Origin of the sequence: Herbiconiux sp. UC225_62 (assembly GCF_042694625.1) — a bacterium.
Taxonomy (GTDB): Bacteria; Actinomycetota; Actinomycetes; order Actinomycetales; family Microbacteriaceae; genus Herbiconiux.
Genome location: NZ_CP170551.1, coordinates 3,963,518 through 3,982,694 on the forward strand (window position 1 = coordinate 3,963,518; position 19,177 = coordinate 3,982,694).

Sequence of the window (19,177 nt, forward strand, 5' to 3'; positions counted from 1 at the left end):
GCCGGTGTCAAGCCGCTTGCCGAGTGCCGCACTCGGCGTCTACTGGTGAGGTGAGCACTTCGGCCATCCGCCAGCCATCCGTCCGTGAAGACCCGACCCGCCCTGTGCGGGTCGCCTCCGTGCCCTCGTCGCACGTGTACATCCGTCACCTGAGCCCGGTCGGGTCGGACGCCCCCGCCGTCGTGCGGTTGGCCGATCCCGATCCGGATGACGCGCGCCGGTCGGCCGTGTCGCGATGGTGGCCACCGGCGATGCTCGAGCCTTCGTGGGTACAGGATCACGCCGACGAGTTCGACGTGTTCCACCTGCAGTTCGGTTTCGACGCCCGCACCCCCGGCGAACTCCGGGCGCTGCTCGCTGCGCTGCGGGAAGAGGGCAAGCCGTTCGTCTACACGGTGCACGATCTGCGGAATCCGCACCACGAGCTGCGCTCGGAGCATGACGCCCAACTCGATGTGCTCATCCCCGGCGCCGACGCGCTCATCACCCTGACCCCGGGAGCGGCCGCCGAGATCGACCGCCGGTGGCAGCGGACGGCCGAGGTGCTTCCCCACCCGCATGTCGTCGACCCGGCCACCATGGCGCGCGTTGCGGCCGACCGTGAGGCCGAGCGGGCGAACGCCTCCGCGGCGGCGCGCCCCTTCCGCATCGGCGTGCACGTGAAGAGCCTACGGGCGAGCATGCACCCCTTGCCGGTCATCGAGGTGCTGGCCCGCGCCGTGCGGGAACTCCCCGACACGGTGCTGCAGGTCGACGGGCACTCGGACGTGCTGGAGCCCGACGGCCGGCGCTTCGACCCGGAGCTGTCCGGCTTCCTCCGCGCGGCCGAGACCCGCGGAGACCTGGAACTCCACGTGCACGACTTCTTCACCGACGACGAGCTGTGGGAGTACCTCGCGTCGCTCGACGTCTCCGTGCTCCCCTATCGATTCGGAACCCACTCCGGATGGCTGGAGGCCTGCCGCGATCTCGGCACGGCCGTGATCGCACCCGACTGCGGCTTCTACGCCGAACAGCAGCCCGTGTTCGGCTATCACAACGACGAGGACTCCCTCAGCGCCGATTCCCTCGTCGACGCCGTCCACCGCGCGAGGCGGACGCCGCTCGCCCCGCCCGTCACCATCGAGCACCGGCTGCAGCAGCGTGCGGCGATCGCCGATGCCCACCAGCGGCTCTATCGGTCGTTGCTGACGTGAGGCGCCTCCGGATCTGTCTCATCGCCTCGAGCCGCTTCCCGGTCTCCGAACCGTTCGCGGGCGGTCTCGAGGCGCACACCCACGCCCTGGCCACCGAATTGCGCGCCCGCGGGCACTCCGTCACCCTGTTCGCCGCGCCGGGCTCCGATCCCGAACTCGGCGCGGACGCGCTCGACGTCGAGGCGTTCGAACCGGGCGAAGCGGCACGAGCGGATGTCGGCGCGCCGCCCGAGGCCTGGATGCGCGAGCACCACGCGTACCTCGGTCTGATGCTCGACCTCGCGCGCACCGGGGCGGATCGCTTCGACATCGTGCACAACAACAGCCTCCACCACCTGCCGGTGGCCATGTCCTCCGCCCTGACGGTGCCGATGGTGACCACGCTGCACACCCCGCCCACCCCGTGGCTGGAGTCAGCCATCCGACTCACACCCTCGGCACGGTTCGTGGCCGTGAGCCGCTTCACTGCCGAGCAATGGCGGTCGAGCACCGGCGCCGGCGTCATCCTCAACGGGGTCGACACCGAGCGGTGGGCGGTCGGCGAGGGCGGGGGCGGCGCCATCTGGTTCGGCCGGTTCGTTCCCGAGAAGGCTCCCCATCTCGCCATCCACGCCGCGCGCATCGCCGGGATGCCGCTGGACCTCGCCGGGCCGATCTTCGACCGGGAGTACTTCCAGCGCAAGGTGGAACCGCTTCTGGATGCGCGCGTGCGCTACGTCGGTCACCTCGACACCCGCGAACTGGCCGCTCGGGTCGGACGCGCCTCGGTCACGGCCGTGACGCCTCTGTGGGAGGAACCGTACGGCCTCGTCGCCGCCGAATCGATGGCGTGCGCGACGCCGGTGGCCGCGTTCGATCGCGGCGCCCTCTCGGAGTTCGTCGTGCCGGCGGGCGGCCGCCTGGCCACGCCGGGCGACCCCGATGCGCTGGCCGAGGCCATGCTCGCCGCCGCGGCTCTGCCCCGCGACGAGGTGCGGCGGCACGCCCTCGAACACTGCTCGCTCCAGACGATGACCGACCGCTATGAGACCCTCTACGAGCAGCAGACCACGCGGATGCTCGCGGCATGATCGGGTACTACATCCATCACGTCGGCCGCGGCCATCTCTCGCGCGCCTCGGCCATCGCGGCCGAACTCGAACCCCATGAGCCGGTGACCGCCCTGTCGTCGCTCCCCCGCCCCGAGGACTGGAGCGGGGAATGGGTGACGCTGCCGCGCGACGACGACGACCTGCCCTTCGGCGACGAGGGAGCCGACGCCGGCGGACGCCTGCACTGGACCCCCGTTCAGGCCCCTGGGCTGCGCACGCGGATGGCCATGGTCTCCGAGTGGATCGCCGCAGCGAGGCCCTCCGTCATCGTCTCCGACGTCTCGGTGGAGATCGCGCTCCTGGCGCGGCTGCACGGCGTTCCCGTGGTGTCGGTGGCGCTGCCCGGCCGCCGCGACGACGAGGCGCACCGTCTCGGGTTCGCCGTCTCGAGCACCATCGTGTCGGCGTGGCCCCCCGATGCCCACGGCATGCTCAGCGGACTGGACGTGGATGCCGCAGCCAAGCACGTGGCTGTCGGTGCGATCTCGCGCTTCCGTCACCAGCCCTCGGCTCTCCCGCGTGACCGCCCCGCGGGGCCGCCGCGCGTGCTGCTCCTGAACGGTCGCGCCGGAGGCATCGATCCCGCCGTGCTGACCCGCGCTCGAGAGCAGACGCCCGGCTGGGAGTGGCGGATGGCGGGCGGTGACGCAGGACCGTGGCTGGAGGACCCGTGGCCGCTCATCCGGGCCGCCGACGTCGTGCTGACCCACGCCGGGCAGAACGCGATCGCCGAGGTGGCCGCGGCCCGCAAACCCGCGGTGGTGATCGCGGAGCCACGCCCGCACGAGGAACAGCTGCACACGGCAGCCGTGTTGACGGACGTGCGGTGGCCCGCGCTCGTCATCCAGGATCCCCTCGACACCGACTGGGCGTCCACGCTGACGACGGCACTCGGCTACGACGGCGGCTCCTGGGCGGGCTGGAACGACGGCTCGGGTGCGGCCAGGGCGGCGGCGGCCATCCGTGCGACGGCACGCAGCGCGACGGCGCCCGCCGCGACCGCGACCGACGGTGTCGTCTCGACGGGCGCGCACCGATGACCCGGACCGCCCTCATCACCATCGTGCACGGCCGCCACGAGCACCTCGAGCGCCAGCTCGACTCGCTGGACCGCTCGGAAGCGCGCCCCGACGACCACGTCGTCGTGGCCATGAACGATCCGGCGATCCGCGGCCTCCGCCGACTCGACCGCGAGGGCGTCCGCGTCGTGTCGACGACCTCGGCAGGAGCGCTCCCGCTGGCCCGGGCCCGAAACCGGGGCGCGCGCGCCGCACTGGCTCGCGGGGCGGAGGTGCTCGTCTTCCTCGACGTGGACTGCCTGGCCGCGCCGGGCCTTCTCGGCGCCTACGCGCGAGCCGCCGTCTCGCCGCCCGCGGAGGGCCGCCTGCTCAGCGGTCCGGTCACCTACCTCGATCCCCCGCCGCCGGGTGGGTATCCGCTCGACGGCCTCGCCGCGCTGGATCGCCCGCATCCCGCGCGCCCTGCGCCCGGGCCCGGCGAGGTGATTCTCGGAGGCCCCCACGACCTGTTCTGGTCGCTCTCGTTCGCCGTGCACGCGCACACCTGGCACCGTATCGGCGGCTTCTTCGAGGGCTACACCGGCTACGGCGGCGAGGACACGGATTTCGGCTTCACCGCCCGGGAACGAGGTGTCGGTCTCGCCTGGATCGGCGACGCCCGCGCCTATCACCAGCACCATGCGGTGCAGAACCCGCCCGTCGAGCACCTCGACGACATCGTGCGCAACGCACGGGTCTTCCACGACCGCTGGGGCGTCTGGCCGATGACGGGGTGGCTGGATGCCTTCGAGCGGCAGGGGCTGCTGCTCCGCGACGACGACGGAGGTCCGCACCCGGTCGATCGGGCGCTGGGCGCTCCTACTCGCTCAGCGGAGCGGCGGCGATCGTCTCCCGCGCGTGGCGGGCCCGATCGTCGATCGTGCGCAAAGCGTCCGGCGCGACATCCGTGTACTGCAGAGCGCGGCGTGCGCGAGCCGTGTCGAGGAGCGAGTCGGCGAGACCGGGGTTGTTCGCCAGCACCGGTCCGTGCAGGTGGGTGCCGAGGAGATTGCCCTCCCAGAAGCCCTCGTCGCCGGGCGTCTCCGTGTTGCCACGGCCGTACACCACCCGCCCGAGAGGGGGATGCGCCCCGACGTCGACGAAGGAGCCGCGGTTCTCGAAGCCCACGACCGTGCCGAGGCGCGGCGACTCGACGACGAAGTCGCCGACCACACGCGTTCCGCCGTGGCGGGTGGTGACCGGGAAGACGCCGGCGCCCTCGAGCACCGTGCCGTCGTCGAGGGTCACGCTCTCGCCGAGCAACTGGAAGCCGGCACCGATCGCCAGGAACGGCACCCCGTCGTCGGCCAGCGTGCGCAGCAGCGGAGCGATCGTGACGACGAGCGGATGCGCGAGCACCTCGGCCGAGACCGGGCCGCTTCCGATGAACACGAGATCCGCCTCGTCGAAGCGCGACGGTGTGCCCTCGTCGTAGGTGATGACCTCCACCGGAAGCCCCCGCCACTCCGAGCGGAGGCGCAGGATGTCGACGTTTCCGCTCTCCCCGTTCAGCCCCAGCAGTCGCGGGAAGAGGTGCAGGATGCGCAGCGCGGCGGTGTCGCCCATCAGGCCTGTCCCCCACCCTCGAGCTCCTTGAAGCCCAGGATCTTGCGGATCAGCATCATCTGCTCGTAATTCAGGATCATCACCTTGTGGCCGGTCGCGGGAGCGGGAAGCGCGAGGAAGGCCTTCAGCGCCGCCTTCACGTCGAGGTCGACGGAGCCGACCGGGATGCCGAGGTAGCCGAAGCGCACGGCGAACTGCCAGGCCTTCGATCCGGTGATCCCGTCGACGTGGTCGAGGGCGGAGAAGTCGATGTCGTAGATCCACGACGGATCGGGGGTGCCCTCGTCGACCGCCATGAACACCTGCTCCGGTGCGCTCTCGAGCGAGTCGAGGTTGAGCTGCAGGCTCGCCGGGTTCTTCATCATGATGATCTCGATCTGCTCGCCGTCGACCTCGAGCAGTTCGCCACGCCCGTAGACGGTCTCGAGCGAGTCGAGGGCAGCGGTGACGAGTTCGGGGCGGAAGCGCGTGCCGAGAACGCTGCGGGCGGCAGCGGCAGCCCCGGCGGCATCGAGTGCGTAGTGCATGCCCCGGGCCGGGAGCTTGACCTCGACGCGGGTTCCGTCGATGTCGAGTGTGGCCCGGGCGCCCTCGAGCCCCACGACCTCCACGGCGGCAGCCCGGGAGCCGGGAGCGACCGTGGCCTCGCCGAAGCGGTCGGCCGACGCCACACCGTGGCTCGCGGCATCCACGAGAGCGGGCACGCCGCCGAAGAACGACACCGCGCGGCCCTCGCGAGCCGGGATGCGCTGATCGAGGTCGACCAGGAAGTTGTCTTCCCGGTTCAGCACGAGGCCCTCGGTCGCCGAGGCGGCGACGCGGCCGAGCATGGCGGCCACCCGATCGGGCTCGTGGTAGCGATTCAGCTGGTCGATCTGGATGTTGAGCAGCAGCACCGTGCGCGGCTTCAGCAGCTCGGCGAGCCTGGTGCCGTACCCCTCGTCGACCTCGAGGATGGCGATGTCGGAATCGAGCCGGCCCCCCAGCGACACCTCGGAGAGCAGCGCCGAAGCGATGCCTTGGGGGAGGTTGCCGCCCGAGGGGTTGGTGAAGACCGTCAGCCCGTGCTGCCGCATGATGGCGGCGAGCATGTTCGTGGTGGTCGACTTGCCGTTCGAGCCGGACACCGCGACGACGCCGTCCGGAATCCGGGCGATCGTGCGTTCGAGGAAGCCGGGGTCGATCTTCAGCGCGATGTTGCCCGGGATCGCCGACCCGCCGCCGCGCAGGCGCGCGGCGACACGGACGGCTCGCCCGACGAGGACGGCCGTGGCCGTGCGGAGCCCCACCGGCCTACTCGAGGTAGTCGCGCAGCGACTGCGACCGTGACGGGTGACGGAGCTTGGCCATCGTCTTCGACTCGATCTGGCGGATGCGCTCGCGCGTCACGCCGAAGGTGTCGCCGATCTGGTCGAGGGTCTTGGGCATGCCGTCGCCGAGGCCGAAGCGCATCCGGATGACACCCGCCTCCCGCTCCGAGAGCGAGTCGAGGAGCGACTCCAGCTGCTTCTGCAGCATGGTGAATCCCACCGCGTCGGCCGGTACGACCGCCTCGGTGTCTTCGATCAGGTCGCCGAACTCGCTGTCGCCGTCTTCACCCAGGGGCGTGTGCAGCGAGATGGGCTCGCGGCCGTACTTCTGCACCTCGACGACCTTCTCGGGCGTCATGTCGAGTTCGCGGCTCAGCTCCTCGGGCGTGGGCTCGCGACCGAGGTCCTGCAGCATCTGGCGCTGCACCCGGGCGAGCTTGTTGATGACCTCGACCATGTGCACCGGGATGCGGATGGTGCGCGCCTGGTCGGCCATGGCGCGGGTGATGGCCTGACGGATCCACCAGGTGGCGTAGGTCGAGAACTTGAAGCCCTTGGTGTAGTCGAACTTCTCGACGGCACGGATGAGGCCCAGGTTGCCTTCCTGGATGAGGTCGAGGAACTGCATGCCACGACCCGTGTAGCGCTTGGCGAGCGAGACCACGAGGCGCAGGTTCGCGCCGAGCAGGTGGCTCTTGGCGCGCTGGCCGTCCTTCGCCACCCACTGGAGCTCGCGCTTGAGAGCGGGGGTGAGGTTCTCGGTGTTCGCCAGCTTGTCCTCGGCGAACAGACCCGCCTCGATGCGCATCGCGAGCTCGACCTCTTCGGCCGCGTTCAGGAGCGCGACCTTTCCGATCTGCTTCAGGTAGTCCTTGACCGGGTCGGCCGTGGCGCCCGTGATCGTGGACGAGTAGACGGGAACGTCGTCCTCGTCGTCGACCAGGGACAGCACGAGAGCGCCCGTGGGGAGCGGTGCGTCTGCGGCAGCCGGCTTCGCGACCTTGTCGTCGCCGTCGGCATCCGTGTCGTCGGTGTCGCTCTCGTCGACGACGACCTCGACGTCGTCGGCCACCTCTTCGACCGCGTCGTCGTCGACGACCTCGTCATCGGGCTCGATGTCGTCGGAGTCGTCGCTCTTCGCGGTCGCCTTGGCGGCCTTCTTCGGGGCAGCCTTCGCTGCGGTCTTCTTGGCCGGCGCGCGCTTGGCCGTGGGGCGCTGCGCTGCCGACTCGACCTCGTCAGGCGCCGTTGCCTTCTCGAGGGTGTCTGCGGACTTGGGGGTGGCCATTACTTCACCTTTCATGCCACGCGACCGGGATGGGAGGTGGAAGGTCCCTGGCAAGATTCCCGTCGCGTGAAGATGTTTTTGGACATTACTAAGACCCATGTCAAGTGCCGGGTTTTCGCAGCCGAGAGGAGATGCTGCATCCGTGCACAAGAACGGGTCTTGATTATCAATTATTGCATGGAATGACCGGGCGGAACGCCGTCAGGCCCCCCGGCGCCTCCATGCTCTGTACAGTGCAACCCAGATGGGGCCCACCGATATTCCCTCGTCCTCCTCCAGCTTGCGCCGCGTGCGCCGCCTGGCGCGGACGAGCATGACGACACCGAAGCCGATCACGAGGTATTGGACCGTGAATGCACGCCGGAATGCGTCGAGGTCGTAGAGGCTCGAACTGAGCCCGGTGTCGAACTGGAGGTCGAGCAGCACGCCGATCAGGAACATCGTCACGAAGCTGGCGGTGAAGCCGCCGACGTTCACGATGCCGTTGGCCGATCCGAGGGAACGGATCGGGTTGAAGGAGCGTGCGAAGTCGAAGCCGATCAGCGACCCCGGCCCGCCGATGCCCATCGCCACCACCAGCACGATCACGAGCCAGGTCGGCGGAGCGCCCGGCCAGAGCAGCAGCACCGCCCAGACCAGGCCGAGGATCGCCGTGACCCCGAGCACCAGGTTCGATCGCCGCAGCGGGAAGCGGGCCGTCAGGATGCCGAGCACCGGCCCGGCGACGAGCCCGGAGAGCACGATCAGCACCAGGAGGAACGACGCGAACCCCGGATCGTAGCCCAGCGCCGACACCATGAAGGGGAATCCCCAGAACAGGGCGAACACGGTGCCGGACGACTGCGTGGTGTAGTGCGACCAGAACCCGAGCTGCGTGCCGGGACGGCGGATGGTCTGGGCGAGCCCCTGCAGCGCCTCCTTCACCGAGGCGGCACGCGGCGGTTCCGGCACGTGCGCCGGCCGGTTGGCGAGCAGCGCGAGGCCCAGCACGAAACCCACGAAGGAGAGGGCGGCGGCCGCGGAGAACGCGACGGACCATCCGGCCTGGTGGAGCAGCCAGGCGAAGGGCACCGCGGACAGGATCTGGCCGATCGCGCCGATGTTGCCCGTCCATTGCGACAGCTGCGGCACCAGCCGGCCTTGGAACCAGGAGTTGATCAGGCGGATGAGCGAGATGAAGACGGCGGCGTCGCCGGCCCCGACCAGGATGCGGGCGACGATCGCGATCGAGATGTCGGGCGCGAACGCCAGGGTCACCTGGCCGACCACCATCACCGCGCTCCCGGTGCAGATCAGGAACTTGGGCCCGACCCGGTCGATCAGGAGTCCGATGGGGATCTGCAGGGCCGCGTAGATGATCAGCTGCACCACCGCGAGACTGGACAGCAGCGCCGCCGTCGTGTCGAATCGATCGGCTGCGTCGACTCCCGCGACCCCGAGGGTGGTGCGCTGCATCACCGCCGCCATGTAGGCGAACACGCCGACGGCGAAGACGAGCCAGGATCGACGGGAGTTCACCGCCGTCAGCTTACTCGCGCGCCGACGGCCCTTCGATCAGCGCGGCCGACCGTCGGTGGGGTCGTCGCCCGGGCGATTGCCCGCCAGGAAGCGCTCGAGCTCGTCGGCGATCTCGTCGGCCGAGGGGAGCTCGCCGTCGACGTCGGTGAGCGGGGAACGCAGGCCGTTGCCCTCCATGTAGGTGTCGTGCCGCTCTTCGAGCGTGTGCACGAGACGCCCCAGCTCGGCGTTCGACTCGACCTGCTCGTCGATCTTGCCGACGAACACCCGGCCCTCCTCGCGGAGCCGGTCGGTGGGGAAGATGAGCCCGGTCGCGGAGCTGATGCTCTCGAGCGCCACGAGCGCAGCACTGGGGAACTCCGTGTCGGCCAGGTAATGCGGAACCAGGAGCACGAACCCGGCGATCGGATGTCCGAGCTCCTGCAGACGGTACTCCACCAGGTGCAGGGCGTTGGCCGGCGCCTGTGTGCTCGGACGCCAGACCGAGAGCGCGTCGATCAGCTCGATGCGGTTGCCGCTGACGGTCACGCTGATCGGCCGGGTGTGCGGGACGGGCATCGGGATCGCGTGCACCCAGGTGGTGGTCTTCACGTGGAACAGCTGCACGAGCTCGATCACGGCCGCGCTGAACCGCTCCCACTGGAAGTCGGGCTCGAAGCCGGTGAGGAAGAGGAAGCGCTGGCCCAGTTCGTCGCTCATCAAGTGGAGGCGGAGGGTCTGCGGCTCATAATCGCTCAGGTGATCCTGATCGAAGGTGATGATCGGACGCCGGGCGCGGTAGTCGAGCAGGGTGTCGGTATCGAACTCTGCCACCACCGTGCTGTCGAGGTTGTCGAGCAGGTACTCGCCCAGCTGGGCGACCGCACCGCCCGCATCCGTGAATCCGGTGAGAGCGGCGACGAGGTTCAGCCCGTCGGGAACGAGACCGGCATCGGCCACGACTTCATAGAGTCCGCTCGGTTGTTCCATGCAACAACTCTAAACCGGCGCCCTTCCCACGTCCGGCTCCGCTGGCATGCCCAGAGCGAACACGGATCGGGAATAGGCGGGGGCCGCGCCGGAATCGTGTCGCCGCCCTAACATGGCCGCATGACCTCTGCGACCGTCTCCCTCCTGTCCGGCTCCGAACCACGCGTCACCGACCTGTTCGTGGTCGCCGCCTCGGTCGGCGGGGAACGTGGGGCCGAGACGGCGACGGTGCAGGGCGAGGTTCTGGACGGACTGGCGGATTCCCTCCGCGCGGTCGGCTTCTCGGGCAAGAAGGACGAGGTGGTGCGTCTCCCGTCACCGTCGGGCGTCACCGCGGCGAGCATCGCGGTGGTCGGACTGGGCACCGCGACCGCGGGTGCGGACGAGCTCCGCTACGCCGCCGGCGTCGCCGCGCGCCGCCTGGGCGGTCGCGACCGGCTGGTGCTCGACTTCGGGGTCGACTCGGCCGCCGAACTCGAAGCGGTGCTCGAAGGCGCCGGACTCGGATCGTACGACTACACCGACTACCGTGGCGCGGGTCGCGATGAGCCGTCGGCTTCGGACTCGGACTCGGCTGCGGGCTCGGCCGGGTCGCGTGAGATCGCGGTGGCCGGCACGGGCGACACGGAAGCGGATGCCCGTGCGCTCCGCCGGGCACGAGCATCCGTCGACGCCGTCGCCCTGGTCCGCGACCTCGTGAACATCCCCGCGCTCGACCTCTATCCCTCGAACTACGCCGAACGCGTGCAGGAACTCGCCGAGGGTCGCCCGCTCACCGTGACGGTGTGGAACGAGCAGGAGCTCGTCGCCGAGGGCTTCGGCGGTATCGCCGGAGTCGGGCAGGGCTCGACGAGGCCGCCCCGCCTGGTGCGGGTCGACTACTCCCCTGCCGGCGCGACCCGGCACGTGGCCCTGGTGGGGAAGGGCATCACCTTCGACACGGGCGGGCTCTCGCTCAAGCCGCCGGTGTCGATGATCGGCATGAAGTACGACATGGCCGGATCGGCCACGGTGCTCGCCGCCGTGCTGGCCGCCGCCGACCTCGAACTGCCCATCCACCTCACGGCTTGGCTGTGCCTGGCCGAGAACATGCCCTCCGGCGACGCGATCCGGCCGGGCGACGTGCTCACGATCCGCGGCGGCCGCACCGTCGAGGTGCTGAACACCGATGCGGAGGGCCGGCTCGTGCTGGCCGACGGGCTGGTCGCCGCGAGCGAGGAGCGGCCCGACGCGATCATCGACGTGGCCACGCTCACCGGCGCCGCCGTGGTGGCTCTCGGCAACCGCTACGTGGCCACGATGGGCGACGATGCGTTGGTGGCCGAAGTCCTCGAGGCCGCGCGCGGAGCGGGCGAGACGCTCTGGCACATGCCGTTGCCGGCCGAGCTCCGCCCGCTGCTCGCCTCCGACATCGCCGACATCGCGAACGTGAAGCCCGGCAACACCGCGGGCGGGATGCTCGTGGCCGGCGTGTTCCTGCAGGAGTTCGTGGGCAAGAACGACGAGGGCGAGCGCATCCCCTGGGTGCACCTCGACATCGCCGGCGCCGCCCAGAACAAGGATGCGGGCTACGGATTCACCGGAAAAGGACCGACCGGTGCGACCGTGCGCACCCTGCTCCGATTTGCCGAGCGGTCCTCCCGCGCGTAGTAAGGTCGTATGGGCGAAAAAATCTCGCCCATCTCCGTCAGCATCCGAACGATGTGAGGCGGAATCCTGATGCACGAGGGAGTTGCTTGGTGTCGGAACAGAATTTTGACATTGTGGTTCTCGGCGGCGGCAGCGGCGGCTATGCGGCCGCCTTGCGGGCCAGCCAGCTGGGATTCTCGGTCGCGATGATCGAGAAGGACAAAGTCGGCGGCACCTGTCTCCACCGCGGCTGCATCCCCACCAAGGCCCTCCTGCACTCGGCCGAGGTCGCAGACGTCTCGCGGGAGTCGGCCAAGTACGGTGTCAACACCACGTTCGGCGGCATCGACATCGCGGCGGTCACGGCCTACCGCGAGGGCATCGTCTCCAGCAAGTTCAAGGGCCTCGAGGGCCTCGTGAAGGCCCGTGGCATCACCACCATCGCCGGCACCGGCCGCCTCACCTCCCCCACCACCGTGCAGGTCGGCGACGACACGATCGTCGGCAAGAAGATCGTGCTGGCCACGGGCTCCTACTCGCGCACTCTCCCCGGTCTCGAGATCGGGGGCCGGGTCATCACCTCGGAGCAGGCGCTCACACTCGACTACGTTCCGCAGAAGGTCGTCATCCTCGGCGGCGGCGTGATCGGCGTCGAGTTCGCCAGTGTCTGGAAGTCGTTCGGAGCCGACGTCACCATCGTCGAGGCGCTCCCCCACCTGGTGCCCAACGAAGACGAGGCGATCTCGAAGCAGTTCGAGCGCGCCTTCCGCAAGCGCGGCATCGCCTTCAACCTCGGCGTGCGGTTCTCGGGCGTCACCCAGAACGAGAACGGCGTCGTCGTCTCGCTCGAAGACGGCAAGACCTTCGACGGCGAGCTGCTGCTCGTGGCCGTCGGCCGCGGACCGGCCACCCAGGGCCTCGGCTTCGAGGAGGCCGGTGTCACGATCGACCGCGGCTTCGTCATCACCAACGACCGCCTCGAGACGAGCGTTCCCGGCGTCTACGCCGTGGGCGACATCGTCCCCGGCCTGCAGCTCGCGCACCGCGGCTTCCAGCAGGGCATCTTCGTGGCGGAGGAGATCGCGGGGCTCAACCCGCAGATCGTCGAAGACGTGAACATCCCGAAGGTCACCTACTCCGACCCCGAGGTCGCTTCGGTCGGCCTCACCGAGGCGAAGGCGGCCGAGAAGTACGGCGCCGACAAGATCTCGGCCTACGACTACAACCTGGCAGGCAACGGCAAGAGCCACATCATCGGCACCACGGGGTCGGTGAAGGTCGTGCGCGTCAACGACGGGCCGGTCATCGGCATCCACATGATCGGCGCCCGCGTGGGCGAACTGATCGGCGAGGGCCAGCTCATCGTGAACTGGGAGGCCTACCCCGAAGACGTGGCGTCGCTGATCCACGCGCACCCCACCCAGAACGAGGCGCTCGGCGAGGCGCACCTCGCGCTGGCCGGCAAGCCCCTGCACGCCATCTAGTCCTGCCAACACGGCTTATCAACGAACGGTTCCATAAGGAGACAAGGTCATGAGCGAATCCGTCAACCTTCCCGCACTCGGCGAGAGTGTCACGGAAGGTACGGTCACCCGCTGGCTCAAGAACGTCGGCGACCGGGTGGAGGTCGACGAGCCGCTGCTCGAGGTCTCGACCGACAAGGTCGACACCGAGATCCCGTCGCCCGTCGCGGGCGTGATCGAGGCCATCCTCGTCCAGGAGGACGAGACGGTCGAGGTCGGAACGGCTCTCGTGACGATCGGAGACGGATCGGGCGCCGCCCCGGCTGCCGAAGCGCCCGCGCCGGCCGCCGAGCCCGCTCCGGAGCCTGAAGCAGCCCCCGCACCGGCACCTGCCGCGGCAGCCGAGCCGGTCGCTCCGGCTCAGGAGGCTCCGGCCGAGGTCGTGACACCGTCGACCGAGGCTCCGGCGCCCGCTGAGGCGGCACCCGCCGCCGCTCCCGCACCCGTGCAGGAGGCGCCTGCTGCGGCTCCTGAGCCTGTCGCGGCCGCCCCCGCGCCGGCTGCTGCGCCGGCACCGGCGGCTCCGGCTCCGGCCGCGCCCGCCGCACCGGCTCCGGCCGCTGAGCCGGCACCCGCCGCTGCTCCGGCGCCCGCGGTAGCTGCACCTGCAGGCGGCGCCGGCAACGCCGGCTACGTGACCCCGCTCGTGCGCAAGCTCGCTCACGACCGCGGCATCGACCTCGCCACCGTGTCCGGCTCGGGCGTCGGCGGCCGTATCCGCAAGGAGGACGTGCTCGCCGCGGTCTCGGCTCCGGCCGCTTCCGCTGCTCCGTCGACCCGCGCACCGCTCGAGGTCTCACCGCTGCGCGGAACCACGCAGCCGATGTCGCGACTGCGCAAGGTCGTGGCCGAGCGCGCCGTCGCGTCGATGCAGGCGTCGGCGCAGCTCACCACGGTCGTGCAGGTCGACGTCACGAAGGTGGCCGCATTCCGCGACCAGGTGAAGGGCCGCTTCCTCGAGAAGACCGGTACCAAGCTCTCCTTCCTGCCGTTCTTCGCCCTCGCGGCCGCTGAGGCCCTGAAGGCGTACCCGATCATCAACGCCACGGTCGACGGCGAGAACATCGTCTACCCCGACCACGAGGGCATCAGCATCGCGGTCGACACCGAGCGCGGCCTCCTCACCCCCGTGGTGAAGAACGCCGGCGACCTCGACATCGCCGGATTCGCCACGCAGATCGCCGATCTCGCGGAGCGCACCCGCAACAACAAGCTGAAGCCCGACGAGCTGGCCGGCGGCACCTTCACGCTCACGAACACCGGTTCGCGGGGCGCGCTGTTCGACACCCCGCTGGTCTTCCTGCCGCAGGTCGCGATCCTCGGCACCGGCGTGGTCGTGAAGCAGCCCGCCGTGGTGAAGGTCGACGGCGGCGAGGCCATCGCCATCCGCTCCATCGTCTACCTGGCGCTCAGCTACGATCACCGGATCGTCGACGGCGCCGACGCGGCACGCTTCCTCACCGCCGTGAAGAGCCGCCTCGAAGACGGATCGTTCGAAGCCGACCTCGGCATCTAGTCGGGCCCCCGCCCGACCCGATACGACCGAAGCCTCCAGCCGGTCTCGCCCCTCATCACGAGGAGCGAGACCGGCTTGGTCGTCTCCGGATCGTCGGCCTGGTCGATCGTGCCGCGCAGGAGCGCCGTCGCGCCGATGCGTTGGACGAGCTCGACTCCCGCGATCGACGCCAGCGGGTCGTCGGATGACGGGTTCGCCCGAGCGATCTCCTGATCGGCGAGCAGCGCGGGCGAGTCCCACTGATCGACGGCGTCCAGGCACCGAGGCGCAGTGCTTCGCAGACAGCGTTGCCTCCGTTCCAGCAAGCCCGACACGGCCTGCACGGGGTCGTCCGGTTCGGAGGCAGTCGGCGCCTCCGCGCCGGCAGCCGTCTCCCGCGCCCCCGGCGTGCGTTCGACGGGGGAAGTCGCGATCGCGGGCTGCGCCGTGTCCGATCCACTCGCTGGGATGAGTAAACAGCCTGCCACTGCCGCCGCCGCAACGAGCGCGCCTCCGGCCACGAGGATGCGCCGCCGTCGCGATGCCATGACCCCCGCCGAGCGGACTCGCATCAGGCCCCGCAGAGCGGCACCACTCTCCCGAAGCGCCAGGACCGCCGGTTCCAACGTCTCCAGGAACGCGGGCTCATGACCGGGCTCCTCCACCCGATCGTCGACCCACTCCCAGGCATCGCCGGCTCCGTCGAACTCCTCTTCCAGGGAGTCGTACTGCCCGACCCCCAGGACCGTTGCGCGACCCGGCGACCCCTCTGTGTCCGGGAGTGGAAGCACGCTACCGGTCGAAGAGTGATGCGCGAACGAGGCGAGGACAGGGCGGACCCGCGCAAGGGAGGCGACCGCACGGAGGTCGGCGCCGATTGCCGCGGAGAACCCGGTTTCCCCGGCGAACCGCGCTGAGCGGAAGCCCACGAGGGAATGGGCGCCGTCGTCGTCGACGAGCACTGCACCCGGGTCGAGGCCGCCGTGCGCGACGCCCGCTTCGTGCAGTTCCCCGATCAGGCGCGACAGCTCGCCCGCATCCAAGGGTGGTGTGCGGGCACGCAGACCCGCCGAATGCGCCGGCCGGCCGGGACACATCGTCATCACCAGGAGCAGTTCGCCTCGAGCGGTCGTGGCGAGGTCGATCAGGCGGGGCATCGCGATGATCGGCCGGAGGGCGAGCGCACGGCACTCCGCGGCACGCCCAGCGGCCTCGAAGATACGCTCGCCGACGCCGACGCCGACGCCACCGGTGACGCCGTGGCCGTCCCGTTCCCCATTCAGTCCGGTTACGCCGTCGATGCCGCCCCTACCACTCCCCGCGTCGCCTCCACCTCCACCGTCGCCTCCACCTCCTCCGGCATCAGCTCCGGCATCGGCACCGTCGAAATCCTCCACCCGCGACGGGAAGCCCGACGCCAGGCACAGCTTCACCGCCACCGGATCGCTGCCTCCGGCCCCCAAGGCCCAGCCGTCGACATCCAGCATCCCGACGTAGACGTTCGCCGACTCGCCGACGCCGATCAGCTCGTCGAGCCGATACCCCGCGACCACTGGTCCGACCGAGGAGAAGGGAGCCGAAGGAGTAAGACGTGTCATGCCACGAGCATCCGCTCCGACGCGTCTGCCGTCGCCCCGTCTCGGCGATCTGGGGATGCTTTCACGCACCCGTTCGCCTGTGGAGGACTGCTCACATCGTGGCTTCCGCCGTCGGTGGGACGAAGTATCCTTGGAGGCATGGCACGCAAGACCGACGCAACACCCAAAGCCCCGAAAGAGCCGGGCCGCATCAAGCAGATGTGGCAGGTCTTCAACATGACCCGCCGCTACGACAAGAAGGCCATCTGGTTCATGGCCCTCGGCTTCGGCCTGCCCGTCCTCGTCGGTGTCGCCCTGGCCCTCATCTTCTCGCGCGACAACGCGTTCGCGATGGTGATGTGGATCCTCGCCGGCGTTCTCGGCGGTCTGCTCGCCGCGCTGATCATCCTCGGCCGACGTGCCGAGCGTGCCGCCTACAAGCAGATCGAGGGGCAGCCCGGTGCCGTGGGCGCCGTGCTGCGCAGCTCGCTGAAGCGGAGTTGGCGAGGTAGCGAGATGCCCGTCGCCGTGAACGGCAAGACGCAGGATGCGGTCTACCGCGCCGTCGGCCGCGGAGGGGTCGTGCTGATCAGCGAGGGCCCACGCTCGCGCACCACGAAGATGCTCGAAGAGGAGCGCCGCAAGGTGCTCCGCATCCTCCCGAACGTGCCCGTCACGTTCCTGTCGGTCGGCCCCGATCCGGATGCGATCCCCCTGCACCGCGTCGCCGCCAAGATGGCGCGCATCAAGCCGAACCTCACCAAGCCCGAGGTCATGGCCGTCTCCAACCGCCTCACCTCGCTCTCATCGTCTCCCCTGCCGATCCCGAAGGGCATCGACCCGATGCGGATGCGTCCGCAGCGCGGCCGCTGAGACCGGGGTGGCAAGCGTCTCCGGTGGTGCGGCTCCGAGCAACTGGCCGGGAGAGCGTCTCGGGCTCAACCGGGAAGGCCACGGCTCGATCGCGAGATCAGGCCGTCGCATCGCCGCCCTCCTGATCGACTTCGCGTTCTGCTACGTCATCTACTTCGCGTTCTTCTTCGAGAACCCCTTCGCCTCGAGCATCATCTTCTTCCTCGAGCAGGTCGTGCTGATGATCACCCTGGGCGGTGGGCTCGGCCATCTGCTGCTCGGGATGCGTGTGGTGCGCCTCGACGGAAGTTACGCGGGCTGGTGGCGCCCGATCGTGCGCACACTCCTGCTCATGCTCGTCATCCCGGCGGTCATCTGGGATTCCGACCAGCGAGGCCTGCACGACGTCTTCGCCGGCACGGTACTGGTCAAACGCTGAAGCCGCGCTCCGAGCCCGAGATGGCCGAAATCACAGGCCTTTTCGGAGGGTTCGTAACATCCCGGAAACAATTGCGACACCGCCGGGTAATGCCGCCCCTCTAGGGTGGCGGTGGCTGCATCTGCAGCTGTTTTCTGTACCAAGCCATTTGGAGATCTCTCACATGTTCAGTGACTCTTCCGAGGTGCTCAAGTTCATCAAGGACACGGACGTCAAGTTCCTTGATATCCGGTTCACCGATCTTCCCGGTGTCCAGCAGCACTTCAACATCCCCGCCGCCACCGTCGACGAGGAGTTCTTCGCCGTCGGTCAGCTCTTCGACGGCTCCTCGATCCGCGGTTTCGCGTCGATCCACGAGTCGGACATGCAGCTCATCCCTGACGTCTCCACGGCTTACATCGACCCGTTCCGCGCCGAGCGCACCCTCATCCTCGTCTTCGACATCTACAACCCGCGCAACGGCGAGATCTACTCCCGCGACCCGCGTCAGGTTGCCAAGAAGGCCGAGAAGTACCTCGCGTCGACGGGCATCGCCGACACCGCCTTCTTCGCTCCTGAGGCCGAGTTCTACATCTTCGACGACGTGCGCTACGAGGTGAAGCAGAACTCGAGCTTCTACTCCGTCGACTCCTCCGAGGCCGCCTGGAACACGGGCCGCGTCGAAGAAGGCGGAAACCTCGCCAACAAGACCCCCTACAAGGGCGGCTACTTCCCCGTCAGCCCGGTCGACCAGCACGCCGACCTGCGCGACGACATCTCGCTCAAGCTGATCGACTCCGGTCTCATCCTCGAGCGCGCCCACCACGAGGTCGGCACCGCCGGCCAGGGCGAGATCAACTACCGCTTCGACACCATGGTGCACGCGGCCGACGACATCCTGAAGTTCAAGTACATCGTGAAGAACACGGCGAACCTCTGGGGCAAGACGGCCACCTTCATGCCGAAGCCGCTCTTCGGCGACAACGGGTCGGGCATGCACACCCACCAGTCGCTCTGGAACGACGGCTCGCCGCTGTTCTACGACGAGGCCGGCTACGGCGGACTCAGCGACCTCGCCCGCTGGTACATCGGCGGTCTACTGAAGCACGCCCCCGCGGTGCTCGCGTTCACGAACCCGACGGTGAACTCGTACCACCGCCTGGTTCCCGGCTTCGAGGCTCCCGTCAACCTGGTCTACTCGGCCGGTAACCGCTCGGCGTCGATCCGCATCCCGATCACGGGCACCAACCCGAAGGCCAAGCGCATCGAGTTCCGTGCGCCCGACGCCTCGGGCAACCCCTACCTCGCCTTCGCGGCGCAGCTCATGGCGGGCCTGGACGGCATCCAGAACCGCATCGAGCCGCACGAGCCCGTCGACAAGGACCTCTACGAGCTGCCCCCCGAGGAAGCCAAGAACATCCCCCAGGTGCCGGCGTCGCTCGGCGAGGCCCTCGACGCGCTCGAGGCCGACCACGAGTTCCTCACCAAGGGCAACGTGTTCACGCCCGACCTGATCGAGACGTGGATCACCTACAAGCGGGAGAACGAGATCAAGCCGATCGCGCAGCGCCCGCACCCCTTCGAGTACGAGCTGTACTACGGGGTGTAAGACTCCACGAGCACGCCAGGGCCGCTCCCCGCTTCGGGGAGCGGCCCTCGTGCTTTCCGTGGGAGTTTCCTGAGCGCC

The 19,177-nt window shown here is 69.4% G+C and carries 15 protein-coding genes; 9 read left to right on the plus strand and 6 right to left on the minus strand.

Features of this window, described 5'->3' with window-relative positions; genetic code table 11:
- Positions 1–50: 50 nt before the first annotated feature.
- Genes ACFJGU_RS19350 through ACFJGU_RS19360 form a run of 3 tightly spaced genes read left to right on the plus strand, consistent with a single transcriptional unit; the run spans position 51 to position 3,327 of the window.
- On the plus strand, positions 51–1,196 hold the full coding sequence (locus ACFJGU_RS19350; RefSeq protein WP_382305766.1) for a glycosyltransferase family 1 protein: 1,146 nt from the start codon (positions 51–53) through the stop codon (positions 1,194–1,196).
- Positions 1,193–2,266 carry a glycosyltransferase gene (locus ACFJGU_RS19355; protein WP_382305768.1) on the plus strand — a complete coding sequence of 358 codons (1,074 nt, stop codon included), beginning with the start codon at positions 1,193–1,195 and terminating at the stop codon, positions 2,264–2,266. Before ACFJGU_RS19350 ends, ACFJGU_RS19355 begins: the two co-directional genes overlap by 4 nt.
- Positions 2,263–3,327 (plus strand): glycosyltransferase, encoded by a 1,065-nt coding sequence (locus ACFJGU_RS19360; RefSeq protein WP_382305770.1) that lies wholly within the window; start codon positions 2,263–2,265, stop codon positions 3,325–3,327. The genes ACFJGU_RS19355 and ACFJGU_RS19360 overlap by 4 nt, the downstream gene beginning before the upstream one ends.
- A gap of 837 nt (positions 3,328–4,164) precedes the next feature.
- On the opposite strand, the gene ACFJGU_RS19365 is transcribed toward ACFJGU_RS19360, so the two are convergent.
- From ACFJGU_RS19365 to ACFJGU_RS19385, 5 genes are all read right to left on the minus strand, one after another.
- Complete coding sequence (locus ACFJGU_RS19365; RefSeq protein WP_382305772.1) at positions 4,165–4,911, minus strand: type 1 glutamine amidotransferase; 747 nt, start codon at positions 4,909–4,911, stop codon at positions 4,165–4,167.
- Positions 4,911–6,200, minus strand: coding sequence for a MurT ligase domain-containing protein (locus ACFJGU_RS19370; RefSeq protein WP_382305773.1), 1,290 nt, complete (start codon positions 6,198–6,200; stop codon positions 4,911–4,913). The genes ACFJGU_RS19365 and ACFJGU_RS19370 overlap by 1 nt, the downstream gene beginning before the upstream one ends.
- 4 nt (positions 6,201–6,204) lie before the next feature.
- Positions 6,205–7,509 (minus strand): RNA polymerase sigma factor, encoded by a 1,305-nt coding sequence (locus ACFJGU_RS19375; protein WP_382305774.1) that lies wholly within the window; start codon positions 7,507–7,509, stop codon positions 6,205–6,207.
- A gap of 201 nt (positions 7,510–7,710) precedes the next feature.
- Positions 7,711–9,027, minus strand: a complete 1,317-nt coding sequence (locus ACFJGU_RS19380; protein ID WP_382305776.1) for a nitrate/nitrite transporter — start codon at positions 9,025–9,027, stop codon at positions 7,711–7,713.
- A 36-nt stretch (positions 9,028–9,063) separates the two neighbouring features.
- Positions 9,064–9,996, minus strand: coding sequence for a proteasome assembly chaperone family protein (locus tag ACFJGU_RS19385; protein WP_382305778.1), 933 nt, complete (start codon positions 9,994–9,996; stop codon positions 9,064–9,066).
- Positions 9,997–10,116: 120 nt separating this feature from the next.
- Between ACFJGU_RS19385 and ACFJGU_RS19390 the strand changes: the two genes are divergently transcribed.
- From ACFJGU_RS19390 to sucB, 3 genes are all read left to right on the plus strand, one after another.
- Positions 10,117–11,646: a leucyl aminopeptidase gene (locus tag ACFJGU_RS19390; RefSeq protein WP_382305779.1), complete on the plus strand. Its 1,530-nt coding sequence runs from the start codon at positions 10,117–10,119 to the stop codon at positions 11,644–11,646.
- Between the two features lie 89 nt (positions 11,647–11,735).
- The gene (lpdA, locus tag ACFJGU_RS19395; protein WP_382305781.1) at positions 11,736–13,109 is read left to right on the plus strand and encodes a dihydrolipoyl dehydrogenase; all 1,374 of its coding nucleotides are present in this window, start codon (positions 11,736–11,738) and stop codon (positions 13,107–13,109) included.
- 49 nt (positions 13,110–13,158) lie between these two features.
- Complete coding sequence (gene sucB / locus ACFJGU_RS19400) at positions 13,159–14,664, plus strand: 2-oxoglutarate dehydrogenase, E2 component, dihydrolipoamide succinyltransferase (RefSeq protein WP_382305783.1); 1,506 nt, start codon at positions 13,159–13,161, stop codon at positions 14,662–14,664.
- Here sucB and ACFJGU_RS19405 read toward each other — a convergent pair.
- Positions 14,661–16,241: a hypothetical protein gene (locus tag ACFJGU_RS19405; RefSeq protein WP_382305784.1), complete on the minus strand. Its 1,581-nt coding sequence runs from the start codon at positions 16,239–16,241 to the stop codon at positions 14,661–14,663. The genes sucB and ACFJGU_RS19405 overlap by 4 nt on opposite strands.
- A gap of 138 nt (positions 16,242–16,379) precedes the next feature.
- On the opposite strand from ACFJGU_RS19405, the gene ACFJGU_RS19410 reads away from it, so the two are divergent.
- The 3 genes from ACFJGU_RS19410 to glnA all read left to right on the plus strand — a co-directional run bounded on the left by ACFJGU_RS19410 (position 16,380) and on the right by glnA (position 19,099).
- Positions 16,380–17,093 (plus strand): DUF4191 domain-containing protein, encoded by a 714-nt coding sequence (locus ACFJGU_RS19410; RefSeq protein WP_382305785.1) that lies wholly within the window; start codon positions 16,380–16,382, stop codon positions 17,091–17,093.
- Between the two features lie 7 nt (positions 17,094–17,100).
- On the plus strand, positions 17,101–17,511 hold the full coding sequence (locus ACFJGU_RS19415) for an RDD family protein (protein ID WP_382305787.1): 411 nt from the start codon (positions 17,101–17,103) through the stop codon (positions 17,509–17,511).
- A 163-nt stretch (positions 17,512–17,674) separates the two neighbouring features.
- Entirely contained in the window at positions 17,675–19,099 is a 1,425-nt protein-coding gene (glnA, locus tag ACFJGU_RS19420; protein WP_382305789.1) for a type I glutamate--ammonia ligase, read from the plus strand.
- Positions 19,100–19,177: the final 78 nt, after the last annotated feature.

What these genes read in the sequence shown, in the direction of transcription:
- ACFJGU_RS19385 (WP_382305778.1), bottom strand. Translation starts at nt 9,996, where the DNA reads ATGGAACAACCGAGCGGACTCTATGAAGTCGTGGCCGATGCCGGTCTC.
- glnA (WP_382305789.1), top strand. Translation starts at nt 17,675, where the DNA reads ATGTTCAGTGACTCTTCCGAGGTGCTCAAGTTCATCAAGGACACGGAC.
- ACFJGU_RS19365 (WP_382305772.1), bottom strand. Translation starts at nt 4,911, where the DNA reads ATGGGCGACACCGCCGCGCTGCGCATCCTGCACCTCTTCCCGCGACTG.
- ACFJGU_RS19390 (WP_382305779.1), top strand. Translation starts at nt 10,117, where the DNA reads ATGACCTCTGCGACCGTCTCCCTCCTGTCCGGCTCCGAACCACGCGTC.
- ACFJGU_RS19375 (WP_382305774.1), bottom strand. Translation starts at nt 7,509, where the DNA reads ATGGCCACCCCCAAGTCCGCAGACACCCTCGAGAAGGCAACGGCGCCT.
- ACFJGU_RS19410 (WP_382305785.1), top strand. Translation starts at nt 16,380, where the DNA reads ATGGCACGCAAGACCGACGCAACACCCAAAGCCCCGAAAGAGCCGGGC.
- ACFJGU_RS19405 (WP_382305784.1), bottom strand. Translation starts at nt 16,241, where the DNA reads ATGACACGTCTTACTCCTTCGGCTCCCTTCTCCTCGGTCGGACCAGTG.
- ACFJGU_RS19360 (WP_382305770.1), top strand. Translation starts at nt 2,263, where the DNA reads ATGATCGGGTACTACATCCATCACGTCGGCCGCGGCCATCTCTCGCGC.
- sucB (WP_382305783.1), top strand. Translation starts at nt 13,159, where the DNA reads ATGAGCGAATCCGTCAACCTTCCCGCACTCGGCGAGAGTGTCACGGAA.